This is a genomic window from Streptomyces radicis (assembly GCF_003626575.1).
GTDB classification, from domain to species: Bacteria; Actinomycetota; Actinomycetes; order Streptomycetales; family Streptomycetaceae; genus Streptomyces; species Streptomyces radicis.
In genome coordinates, this window is sequence record NZ_RBDY01000002.1 from 173,678 (window position 1) to 184,635 (window position 10,958).

The window sequence follows — 10,958 nt, forward strand, 5'->3', positions numbered from 1 at the left end:
GGACGCGGGTCACCCGGCCCGCTCGGGCCCGCCGAGCAGCTCGTCGACGCGGGCGACCTTGGCGGTCAGCCCGTCGGTGACGCCGTCGCGGATGTCCGCCTTGAGCACGACGCTCACGCGGCTCGCGCGGGCCTTGACCGCGTCGACCGCGCGCTTGACGACGTCCATGACCTCGTCCCACTCGCCCTCGACGCTCGTGAACATCGCGTCGGTGCGGTGCGGCAGCCCGCTCTCGCGGACCACGCGCACCGCCTCGGCGACGTCCTCGCCGACGTCCTCGCCCGTGCCGATGGGCGTGACGGAGAACGCGACGATCACGACGCGTCCCTGGGGTCCCCGTCGCCGTCGGCGCTCCCTTCGGCGCCCCTGTCGGCGCTTCCGTCGGCGCTCCCTTCGGCCGCGCCGTTCGCGCCCGGCTCCGGCTCCTCGTCCTTCTCGAGCCCGAACCGCTCGACCAGCCACTTGTCGAACTCGCCCGCCGCGCGCACCCAGCTGACCACCGACGCCACGAAGTGGTCGAAGGCGACCCCCGCGCCGAGCAGCAGGTGGAAGTCGCCGATCAGGCGAACCGTTCCGTCATCGCTGGTGTGCGTGTAGACCTTGGGCCAGAGCGTCGAGTGGTTCCACTCGTCGACGGCCTGGAGCAGCCGCGGCTTGTCGTCGATGGAGTGCGGCCTGTCGTAGAACGTCCTGACCGTCAGGACGCGCTGGCGCTCCTCGCCACGGAACATGAAGTAGACGCGATGGTGCTTCCACGGGGCGACCAGGTCGCCCTCCTTGTCCACCACGTGCTTGAGCTTCATGCGGTCGAGCAGCTGCTTGACCAGCTCCTGGTTCGGCATGATCGGGCCCGTGGGCCTGCCCGCCTGCTGCGGCGGGCCCTTTCGCTCCGGCTTGCCGCCGAAGTTCGGGATCGCGGACGGATCGACAGACACGGGGGGTCCCTTCGTCAGGCGCGCGGGGCAGGGCAGGCTTCTCATCCTCTCCCATGCCCACCCCGGTCGGGCAACCGGACCGGGGTGGGCACGTCACGCTCACCGAGCGGTCACCCAGCGCGTTCCACGGGCTCGATCGTCAGCCCGCCGTCCAGGTCGGCGTCCACGCGCACGGTGTCGCCGTCCCTGATCTCGCCCGCCAGGATCCTGCGGGCCAGCGGGTCACCGATGGCCGTCTGCACCAGGCGCCGCAGCGGCCTGGCGCCGTACGCCGGGTCGTTCCCCTCGGCGGCCAGCCACTCGAGCGCCAGCGCGGTGACGTCGAGCGTGAGCCGCCGTTCGGCCAGCCGCCGCTGGAGCGAGTCCAGCTGGAGCCCGGCGATGCGCCCGAGCTCGGCGCCGGTGAGCGCGTGGAAGACCACGATGTCGTCGAGGCGGTTGAGGAACTCGGGCCTGAACGCCGCCCGCACCGCCGCGAGCACCTCCTCACGCTGCTCCTCGGGCTTGGCCAGCGGGTCGATCAGGTGCTGGCTGCCCAGGTTGGAGGTGAGGACGAGGATGGTGTTGCGGAAGTCGACCGTGCGGCCCTGCCCGTCGGTCAGCCGGCCGTCGTCGAGCACCTGGAGCAGGATGTCGAAGACCTCGTGGTGCGCCTTCTCCACCTCGTCGAGCAGCACGACCGTGTAAGGGCGGCGGCGGACGGCCTCGGTGAGCTGGCCGCCCTCCTCGTACCCCACGTAGCCGGGGGGCGCGCCGACGAGCCGGGCGACCGAGTGCTTCTCGCCGTACTCGCTCATGTCGATGCGGACCATGGCCCGCTCGTCGTCGAAGAGGAAGTCGGCCAGCGCCTTGGCCAGCTCGGTCTTGCCGACGCCGGTCGGCCCGAGGAACAGGAACGAGCCCGTCGGCCGGTCCGGGTCCGCGATGCCCGCGCGGCTGCGGCGCACCGCGTCGGAGACGGCGCGCACGGCCTCGTCCTGCCCGATCAGCCGCCGCCCCAGCTCGTCCTCCATGCGCAGCAGCTTCTCGGTCTCGCCCTCGAGCAGCCGCCCCGCGGGGATGCCGGTCCAGGACGAGACGACGTCGGCGATGTCGTCGGGGCCGACCTCCTCCTTGACCATCGTGTCCCGCTTGGCCTCCTGCTCGGCCTCGGACGCCTCGGCCAGCTCGCGCTCCAGGGCGGGGATCTCGCCGTAGAGCACCTTGGACGCGGCCTCGAAGTCGCCGTCGCGCTGGGCGCGTTCGGCCACGCCGCGCGCCTCGTCGAGGCGCTCCTTCAGCTCGCCGACCCGGTTGAGCCCCTGCTTCTCCTTCTCCCAGCGCGCGGTCAGCCCGCGCAGCTCCTCCTCGCGGTCGGCCAGCTCGCGGCGCAGCCGCTCCAGGCGCTCGCGCGAGGAGACGTCGGACTCGTTGGCCAGGGCCAGCTCCTCCATCCGCAGCCGGTCGACCGAGCGCTGGAGCTCGTCGATCTCGACGGGCGACGAGTCGATCTCCATCCGCAGCCGGGACGCGGCCTCGTCGACCAGGTCGATGGCCTTGTCCGGCAGGAAGCGTGAGGTGATGTAACGGTCGGAGAGCGCCGCCGCCGCCACCAGCGCGCCATCGGCGATCACGACCTTGTGGTGCGCCTCGTACCGGCCCTTGAGCCCCCGCAGGATCGCGATGGAGTCCTCGACGGTCGGCTCGGCGACCAGCACCTGCTGGAAACGGCGTTCCAGCGCGGCGTCCTTCTCGATCCGCTCGCGGTACTCGTCGAGCGTGGTCGCGCCCACCATGCGCAGCTCGCCGCGGGCCAGCATGGGCTTGAGCATGTTCCCGGCGTCCATCGCGGAGTCGCCGCCCGCGCCCGCGCCGACGACGGTGTGCAGCTCGTCGATGAACGTGATGACCCGGCCCGCGCTGTCCTTGATCTCGGCCAGCACGGCCTTGAGCCGCTCCTCGAACTCGCCCCGGTACTTCGCCCCTGCCACCATGGCGCCCAGGTCGAGCGAGACGAGCCGCTTGTTCTTCAGGGACTCGGGGACGTCGCCCTTGACGATGCGCTGGGCCAGGCCCTCCACGACGGCGGTCTTGCCGACGCCGGGCTCGCCGATGAGCACGGGGTTGTTCTTGGTGCGGCGCGAGAGCACCTGCACCACGCGGCGGATCTCGTGGTCCCGGCCGATGACGGGGTCGAGCCTGCCCTCGCGGGCGGCGGCGGTGAAGTCCGTGCCGAACTTCTCCAGCGCCTTGTACGTGCCCTCGGGATCCGCGGTCGTGACGCGCTGCCCGCCGCGGCCCGCCTCGAACGCGTCGAGGAGCTTGCGGTCGGCCGCGCCCTCGGCGGTCAGCAGGTCACCGGTCCGCCCGCCCTTGGCGGCCAGGCCGATCAGCAGGTGCTCGGTGGAGACGAAGTCGTCCCCCAGCTCCTTCGCGCGGCGCGCGGCGTCGGCGATGACCGCGAGCAGCTCGCGGTTGGGCTGGGGCTTGGCGACGGAGGCGCCCTGGACGCTGGGCAACCCGGCCAGCTCCCGCTCGGCCCCCGCCCGCAGCGCCGCCTGGTCGGCGTCGACGGCGGCGAGGAGGTCCTGGATGTTCTCGTTGTCCCGCCCGGTCAGCAGGGCGAGCAGCAGGTGCGCCGGGGTGATGTCCGGATGCCCCCCGGTGAGGGCGCGGTCGTTGGCCGCGCTGATGGCATCCCGGCTCCTGTTGGTCAGCTCGGCATTCACTTCAGCGGTACTCCTCCGTGATCCCATGTCCAGCCGCGAGTCTGCCAGAGGCAACGTGCGATAAGTTGAGTCTATTCCACTCAACGCCTTGCAGGCAGCCGGACGACGGGCCCGGGTTGCGGGTGGCACGGATGGTGTTGAACAAAGTGTGCGCCGTTTCAGAAGAGACCCCGCCCCGGCATAAGCCGCGGATAAGGACCGTCCCGCTACCTGAGCTCAACGGGCGCCAGGAATGAAAACGCTTCGGGCGGCCAGGGCAGGCCCGAAGGGTGCGCGCCACCGCGACCGACCACCGGGAAAACGGCCGCCAAGTACGGTCGCGGCCGCGCCCGTTCGGCGAACGGTCCCGGCCAGCGACGAGACCGACCGTTTACCGGGACGGCCGGTCACCCGACGCCCCCTCCCCCGTAGGTGCCCTCACTGACCCGCACCCACCACGAAACAGAAACAGCGGCAGACGGCGAACGGGAGGACGTCCAGCCAGTAGCCGCTCAGCGGCCAGGCGCCCCCGCCGTCTCAAGCAGCGCACGCGCCTCCCGCGGGAACGGCCGCCCCACCACCATGCCCTCGCCGCTGCCCACCGACATCACCGCGACCACCGTGCCCGACTGCCCGTCGGCCGCCCACTCCCGCACCCAGGGCCCCCCGCTCGAACCGGCCGTCAGGTCACACCCCTCGAGCATGAGCCCGCCGAGGTTGGGCCGTTGCGCCTCGCCCTCCGTCAGCACATCGGTCAGCCCCGCGCAGTGGTACAGCGACTCGCCGTCGTAGGGGCCCGCCGCCGGATAGCCGAGCACCGCCACCTCGGCGCCCTCCGCCACCGGCTCGAACGCCAGCCGGTTCGCGCCGTGCGCCTCCTGGAGCGTGCGCCCCTCCTTCTCCCCGACCGTGAGGAACGCGTAGTCGTGCGGCAGGATCTCCGTCGTTCCCCGCGTCACGTCCCAGCCCTCAGGCGTGTGGAACGCCGCCACCCGCCAGCCGTCCTCCCGGTAGCTGTCGATCCCGTGGTCGTAGCCCGGCACGAACCACACCTCGTCCGGCGGCTCGGGCTGCTCCTGGCTGCGCACGCAGTGCGCGGCCGTGGCGACGACGCTGCCGTTGGGCGCCTCGACCACGGCACCCGAGCACAGCCCGAGGCGTCCGCCGCCCGCGTCCCAGATCAGTTTGCCCACCGTGCTGACCGGGCCCGCCGCCCACGGGTCGGCGGCCGCGGCTGGCTGGGCGCCGAGCGCCAGGGACACGGCGGCGAGGGCGACGGGTATCGGCAGGCGCGCGATCCTCATAGGGAACACCCTGGGAGCCCGCCCCCGGCATGTCCAGCCGCCCTCAGCCGATCGAGTGGCCCGGTGCTTGACGCCGGGGTCCCGGCCGAGGAGCATGCCCATGCCATGGTCAACTGACCTGATCCAGTGGTCCGTTCCCCCGGGAGGCACCCTCGTGCGCAGCCCCGTCCCCCTCACCAGGCGCACGGTGGTCGCCGCCACCGCCGTGGCCGTGGCCCTGCCGCTGCTCTCCTCAGGACCCCCGGCAGCCGCGGTGGGGGCGGCACCTCCAGGACGGAGTCCGGGAGCAGCCGCGGTGGGGGCACCTCCCGGACGGAGTCCGGGGGACGATACGGGCAGGCTCCAGGCCGCGTTCGCGGACGCGGCCGAGCAGCACGGCGTTCCCGAGAGCGTGCTGCTCGGCGTCTCCTATCTCCAGTCCCGCTGGGACGGCCACCAGGGCGCGCCCAGCGTCTCGGGCGGCTACGGCCCGATGCACCTCACCGACGCCGCGACCGCCCTGGCCGAGCAGGCCGAGCAGGCCGAGCAGGCCGAGCAGGCCGAGCAGGCCGAGCAGGCCGAGGAGAACGGCGAGCACCTGGCCCACGGCCACGCCGACCCGCGCGGCGACGAGGCGCGCCCCCTCGACCCCGAGCCCGCCGCGCACGCACCGCGGCACGCCGCGCCCCGCGCCGACGAGCTGCCCGCCGCGTTGAACACCCTCGCCCACGCCGCCGAGCTGACCGGTCTGACGCCCGAGGAGCTGCGCACCGCCGAGGCCGCCAACATCCGCGGCGGCGCCGCCCTGCTCGCCGACGCGCAGCGCGCGCTGGGCCGCGGGGCGAGCGACGACCCGGCCGACTGGTACGGCGCGGTCGCCGCGTACGCGGGCGCGGACACCAGGGAGGCCGCCGAGGTCTTCGCCGACGATGTCTACGACGTGATCAACTCCGGTGCCCAGCACGTCACTTCCGAGGGCCAACGCGTCACACTCGGCCCGTCGGCCGTCACCCCCGACACCTCGGCCGCCGACGCCCTCGGCCTGCCGAGCCGCCCGCGCGACCCGGACGTCGAGTGCCCGCGCACCGTCTCATGTACCTGGCTGCCCGCCCCGTACCAGGAGCTCGGCGACGGCGACTACGGCAACCACGACCAGGCGGACCGGCCACGCTCGCAGCCCGTCGAGACGATCGTCATCCACGACACCGAGGCCACGTGGGACACCACCCTCGACCTCGTCCAGGACCCCACGTATGTCTCGTGGCACTACAGCCTGCGCTCCTCCGACGGCCATATCGCCCAGCACGTCGCGACCGAGGACGTCGGCTGGCACGCGGGCAACTGGTTCACCAACGCGGGCTCCATCGGCCTCGAGCACGAGGGCTTCCTGACCGACCCCGACGCCTGGTACACCGAGGCGATGTACCGCACGTCGGCCCGCCTGGTGCGGTACCTGGCCCGCGCGTACGACATCCCGCTCGACCGCGCCCACATCCTGGGCCACGACAACGTCCAGGGCCCGGTCGACGCCAACGTCCCCGGCATGCACACCGACCCGGGCCCCTACTGGGACTGGGCGCACTACTTCGACCTGCTGGGCGCGCCGTTCCGCCCCACCGCCGGACCGGAAGGCGGCCTCGTCACCATCGCGCCCGACTACGCCACCCACACCCCCGGGTTCACCGACTGCGGCGCCGAGGGCGAGCCCTGCGCCCCGCACGGCTCGTCCGCCGTCCGCCTGCACACCGCGCCCGACCCCGAGGCCCCGCTGGTCTCCGACCCCGGGACGCACCCGGGCGGCGGCGCGTCATCAGACGGCGTGAACGACGTCGGCGCCCGCGCGACGGCCGGGCAGCGGTTCGCGGTCGCGGGCCGCGAGGGCGACTGGACGGCGATCTGGTACCTGGGTCAGCGGGCGTGGTTCCACAACCCCGCCGACGCCCCCACCGCCGTGCCCGCCCGCGGCTGGGTCGTCACGGGCCGGGACGGCGCCGGGACCATCCCGGTCTACGGCCGCGCCTACCCCGAGGCCGCCGCCTACCCCGAGGGCGTGCCCGTCCAGCCGGTCGTGCCGCTCTCGTACACGATCCCCGCCGACCAGGAGTACGCGGTCGGCATGCGCACCGACAGCCGCTACTACTGGGCCGTCTCCTTCGACCCCGCCCAGCACACGGTGGTGCGCGGCGAGGCGTACTACCAGATCCAGCTGGGCCACCGGGTGGCCTATGTCCGGGCCGCCGACGTGGAGTTGCGGCGCTCCGAACACTGAGGTGTTCGACGACACGATCTAGACTCGCGGCAATGCCTCTGGTCACCGCACGTCCCGCACCGCCGCGGCCGCCGCTGCTGGCCGCCGTGGCCGCCGTCCTGTTCGTCGCGCTCGTCGTCGTGGCCGTCCCCGGTGGGGGCGGCCCGCTCGGCGTCGACCTGGCCGTGCGGAACTGGATGGTGGACCACCGCACGGCGGGCCTGATCGACGCCTTCCAGGTCATCTCGGACAGCGGCAGCCGAGGCGTTCCCCATGTCATGGCCGCCGTCGCGGGCGCGCTCACCGCGCCCCGGCGCTGGTACGTCGGCGCCGCGGTGGGCCTCGGGGCGCTGATCGGCGCGCAGCTGATCCGGTTCGCGCTGGTCAACGCGTTCGACCGGCCGAGGCCCCCGGTCGGCGACTGGACCACGCACGTCAACAACCCCGCGCTGCCCTCGGGTCACGCGACCACGTCGGCGCTCGCCGCCATCGGCCTGGCCGCGGCGCTGCTGCCGTACTGCCACCGTGCGGCGACCCGGGCGCTCGCCGTGGCGGTGCCCGCCGCGTGGGCGCTCGCCGTCGCCGTCAGCCGCCTCGTGCTCGGCGTGCACTGGGCCAGCGACCTGGTGGCGGGCTGGCTGCTCGCCACCGCGCTCTCGGCCCTCGCGCTCCCGCCGCTCGCGCGCCTGCTGCGCGCGGTGAACGCCGCCCCTACGCCGCGCGGCGGCCCATGACCCGGGCGAACTCCTCGGGGTCGGCGTCGAATCCCCGCACCGAAGCGGCGAACGTCCAGGGACCCGCGCCGTCCCGCGTGAACTCACCCACCGTGGCCGAGAGCGACCCGGCCACCTCGCCGAGCTCCCGCTCGGGCACGAGCTCGTCGTAGCCCTGGGCGACGCGCACCCTGGGGTTGCCCGCCTGGCCCAGCGTCCTGGTCCCGCCCGGCTGCTGCACCGCCACGCCGACGACGACGCGGACGTAGTCGGACGACATCCGGTCGAACTCGAACGCCATCACCTCGTCGTACCCGAAGCCCTGCCCGGTTCTGCTCTCGCGCTTGACCGTGACCGTGCCGTCGGGGGAGCGGCGTCCTGGGTGCACGACGTAGACGGGGGCGCCGAACGGGTCACCCTTCCCGAACACGCCCGCGATGATGTCCACGTCCCTCGACGGCTCGCCGGCCGGGCTCGGATCCCACTTGACCATCACCTCGGCCCTGGTGATTCCCCTGCTGGCACCGCTCACCGCGTGTCCTCCCAACGTCCCGACTGCTCAAGGTCCTTGCCCATGGTGTCACGCCGCCGATGGGGGGAAGCAGCGGAACAGGACAGCGGCACCCAGGGGTGCCGCACGACTCCCAGGGGGGACCATGAGCGACCACCGACCGCCGCCACCACCGCCGTTCCCGCCGCCCGCGTCCGCGCCCCCCACGCCCCCCACGGCCCCCGCGGCCCGGCGCGGCAGGACGCCGCTCGTCGTGGCGGCGGCCGTCGTCGCGCTCGCGGTGGTCGGCGGCGCATCGGCCCTGCTGCTGGGCGACGACGCGGACGAGACGACGACGGGCGAGCACCACCGTTTCGAACTGCCGCGGCTCACCGGGGACTTCGAGCTGTACGAGTCCGAGGAGATGCCCGATGACATCGCCGGGCCCGGCGGGGCCCAGGAGGGCATCACGGCCGAGGGCGGGTCCCAGGGGCGTTACTCCACCGTCCCGCACGACGCGGGCGATGACGGCATGGAGATGGGGCTCATCGGGGTGTGGGGCGAGGTGGCGGATCCCGAACGGGCCTCGGACGCGATGTTCGCGATGTTCGGCCGCCTGGTGGGGGACGAGGCGCCGCCCGCGGGGGAGCCGGAGCGCGTGACCCCCGACGGGCTGCCCGACGAGGTGCTGCTGCGCTGCCAGGTGTTCGACACGCCCGAAGGCGGCACGGACGTCGGCGACGCGGAGCGCGTCCCGGTGTGCGTGTGGGCCGACGCCAGCACGGTGGGCGTGACGATGTTCGACAGGTTCACCGGTGCCGAGGGCGCTCCGGCGCCGGACCCTGTCACCGTGGCGGAGGCCGCCGCGTTCACCGTCGAGGCCAGGGACGACGCCCTGATCCCACGCGACTGACGGCCCCTCGCCCCGGCGGGAGAGGTCAACGCCCGCGCTCGGGGCGCCAGACCACGATGGCGGACGACTGGCGGACGTCCTGGTACGGCACCAGGTCGCGGCGGTAGGAGGCGTGCACCTGCGCCTCACGCTGCCGCATCGCGAGCGCCGCGCCCTCGACGGCCTGCTGGAGCTCGACGACCTTGGCCTGGAGCGCGGCGACCTGGGTCTCGAGCTCGATGATCCGCTTGATCCCCGCGAGGTTGATCCCCTCGTCCTGAGAGAGCTTCTGCACCTGCCGCAGCAGCTGGATGTCGCGCGCGGAGTAACGCCGGCCGCGGCCCGCCGCCCTGTTGGGGCACACGAGGCCGAGCCGGTCGTACTGCCGGAGTGTCTGCGGGTGCAGCCCGGAGAGCTGCGCCGCTACCGAGATGACGTATACCGGGGTTTCGTCGGTCAGTTCGTAGGGGTTGCTGCTCTGTCCGTGCCGGCCGTCCATCTCGTTACTCTCCTCTCGCGGCCTCGAACAGCCCTGTTCGGGGGTCTTCGCCGTCCACCGCGGCGCGGTAGTCCTCCAGGGCCTTTCTCGCCCTGTCGTCCAGGTCGCGCGGCACGGCCACCTCGATGGTGACGAGCAGGTCACCGCGGGTGCCGTCCTTGCGCACCGCGCCCTTCCCACGGGCCCGCATCGTGCGCCCACCCGGGGTGCCGGGCGGCAGCTTGAGCGTCACGGGGGGCCCGCCGAGCGTCGGCACCTTGATCTCGCCACCGAGCGCGGCCTCGGGGAACGTGACCGGCACGGTGATCGTGAGGTTGTCGCCGCGGCGGCCGAAGACGGGGTGGTCGTCGACGTGCACGACGACATACAGGTCACCGCCTGGACCGCCGCGCTCGCCCGGCGCGCCCTTGCCGCGCAGCCTGATGCGCTGCCCGTCGTCCACCCCCGCGGGGATGCGCACCTGCATCGTGCGCGAGCTGGTCGCCCGGCCGCTGCCGCGGCAGACCGCGCAGGGGTCCTGGGCGATCAGGCCCCGGCCCTTGCAGTCCACGCAGGGGTCGGTGAGCGAGAAGCCGCCACCGCCGCCCCTGCTGACCTGCCCGGTGCCGACGCAGGTGGGGCACACGCGGGGTGTGCCGTTCTTGTCGCCGGTGCCCGAGCACGCCTTGCAGGCCGCGCTCGACGACATCCGCAGCGGCACGGTGGCGCCCGCGACCGCCTCGGTGAAGCTGAGCGTCACCTCGGACTCGATGTCCTGGCCGCGGCGCGGCGCGGTGCGGGTGCCCGCGCCGCCGCGGTTGAACAGGCCGCCGAAGACGTCCCCGAGCCCGCCGCCGAAGCCACCGGCGGCGCCCGGGCCCGTGGCGGTGCCGGGCCCGCCCGGCTGGCCGCCGCCGAAGAGGTCGCCCAGGTCGAAGTTGAACTGCCCCGCCCCGCCGGGCCTGAACCCGCCGTTGCCGAACAGCGCCCTCGCCTCGTCGTACTCCCTGCGCCGCTTGGGGTCGCCGAGCACGTCGTACGCCTCGGAGACGTCCTTGAAACGCTCCTCCGCGCGGGCGTCCCCGGTGTTGGCGTCCGGGTGGTTCTCCCGGGCGAGCTTCCGGTACGCCTTCTTGATCTCCGCCTCGGTGGCGTCCTTGGGCACGCCGAGGACCTTGTAGAAGTCCTTCTCGATGAAGTCCTTGGTGCTCATCCCCGGCGCCCCTCCTTCC

10 protein-coding genes are annotated in these 10,958 nt (G+C 73.6%); 3 read left to right on the top strand and 7 right to left on the bottom strand.

The annotated features are described in order from the left end of the window. Positions 1–9 precede the first annotated feature (9 nt). The 4 genes from D7318_RS03700 to D7318_RS03715 all read right to left on the bottom strand — a co-directional run bounded on the left by D7318_RS03700 (position 10) and on the right by D7318_RS03715 (position 4,926). The gene (locus D7318_RS03700) at positions 10–318 is read right to left on the bottom strand and encodes an MTH1187 family thiamine-binding protein (RefSeq protein WP_120695381.1); all 309 of its coding nucleotides are present in this window, start codon (positions 316–318) and stop codon (positions 10–12) included. Continuing rightward, positions 315–935, bottom strand: coding sequence for a YbjN domain-containing protein (locus D7318_RS03705; protein WP_120695382.1), 621 nt, complete (start codon positions 933–935; stop codon positions 315–317). Before D7318_RS03705 ends, D7318_RS03700 begins: the two co-directional genes overlap by 4 nt. Before the next feature lie 110 nt (positions 936–1,045). Further along, positions 1,046–3,643: an ATP-dependent chaperone ClpB gene (gene clpB, locus D7318_RS03710; protein ID WP_120695383.1), complete on the bottom strand. Its 2,598-nt coding sequence runs from the start codon at positions 3,641–3,643 to the stop codon at positions 1,046–1,048. A 491-nt stretch (positions 3,644–4,134) separates the two neighbouring features. Next, on the bottom strand, positions 4,135–4,926 hold the full coding sequence (locus D7318_RS03715; RefSeq protein ID WP_183091300.1) for a trypsin-like serine peptidase: 792 nt from the start codon (positions 4,924–4,926) through the stop codon (positions 4,135–4,137). A 100-nt stretch (positions 4,927–5,026) separates the two neighbouring features. On the opposite strand from D7318_RS03715, the gene D7318_RS03720 reads away from it, so the two are divergent. Next, a complete protein-coding gene (locus D7318_RS03720) occupies positions 5,027–7,174 on the top strand; it encodes an N-acetylmuramoyl-L-alanine amidase (protein WP_120695385.1) in 2,148 nt (715 codons plus the stop codon). A 32-nt stretch (positions 7,175–7,206) separates the two neighbouring features. After that, positions 7,207–7,887 carry a phosphatase PAP2 family protein gene (locus tag D7318_RS03725; RefSeq protein ID WP_120695386.1) on the top strand — a complete coding sequence of 227 codons (681 nt, stop codon included), beginning with the start codon at positions 7,207–7,209 and terminating at the stop codon, positions 7,885–7,887. Here the strand turns inward: D7318_RS03725 and D7318_RS03730 are convergent. Next, positions 7,865–8,398 (bottom strand): TerD family protein, encoded by a 534-nt coding sequence (locus tag D7318_RS03730; RefSeq protein WP_120695387.1) that lies wholly within the window; start codon positions 8,396–8,398, stop codon positions 7,865–7,867. The genes D7318_RS03725 and D7318_RS03730 overlap by 23 nt on opposite strands. 124 nt (positions 8,399–8,522) lie before the next feature. Between D7318_RS03730 and D7318_RS03735 the strand changes: the two genes are divergently transcribed. Next, positions 8,523–9,269: a hypothetical protein gene (locus D7318_RS03735; protein WP_147437609.1), complete on the top strand. Its 747-nt coding sequence runs from the start codon at positions 8,523–8,525 to the stop codon at positions 9,267–9,269. A 25-nt stretch (positions 9,270–9,294) separates the two neighbouring features. Here D7318_RS03735 and D7318_RS03740 read toward each other — a convergent pair whose 3' ends face one another. After that, positions 9,295–9,747 (bottom strand): heat shock protein transcriptional repressor HspR, encoded by a 453-nt coding sequence (locus D7318_RS03740; protein WP_113688063.1) that lies wholly within the window; start codon positions 9,745–9,747, stop codon positions 9,295–9,297. A gap of 4 nt (positions 9,748–9,751) precedes the next feature. Further along, positions 9,752–10,939, bottom strand: coding sequence for a molecular chaperone DnaJ (gene dnaJ / locus D7318_RS03745; RefSeq protein WP_120695389.1), 1,188 nt, complete (start codon positions 10,937–10,939; stop codon positions 9,752–9,754). Positions 10,940–10,958 lie beyond the last annotated feature (19 nt).

Excerpts from the sequence above, each read along its gene's own strand:
- D7318_RS03715 (WP_183091300.1), bottom strand. The coding sequence starts at position 4,926 with ATGAGGATCGCGCGCCTGCCGATACCCGTCGCCCTCGCCGCCGTGTCC.
- D7318_RS03720 (WP_120695385.1), top strand. The coding sequence starts at position 5,027 with ATGCCATGGTCAACTGACCTGATCCAGTGGTCCGTTCCCCCGGGAGGC.
- D7318_RS03725 (WP_120695386.1), top strand. The coding sequence starts at position 7,207 with ATGCCTCTGGTCACCGCACGTCCCGCACCGCCGCGGCCGCCGCTGCTG.
- D7318_RS03735 (WP_147437609.1), top strand. The coding sequence starts at position 8,523 with ATGAGCGACCACCGACCGCCGCCACCACCGCCGTTCCCGCCGCCCGCG.
- D7318_RS03740 (WP_113688063.1), bottom strand. The coding sequence starts at position 9,747 with ATGGACGGCCGGCACGGACAGAGCAGCAACCCCTACGAACTGACCGAC.
- dnaJ (WP_120695389.1), bottom strand. The coding sequence starts at position 10,939 with ATGAGCACCAAGGACTTCATCGAGAAGGACTTCTACAAGGTCCTCGGC.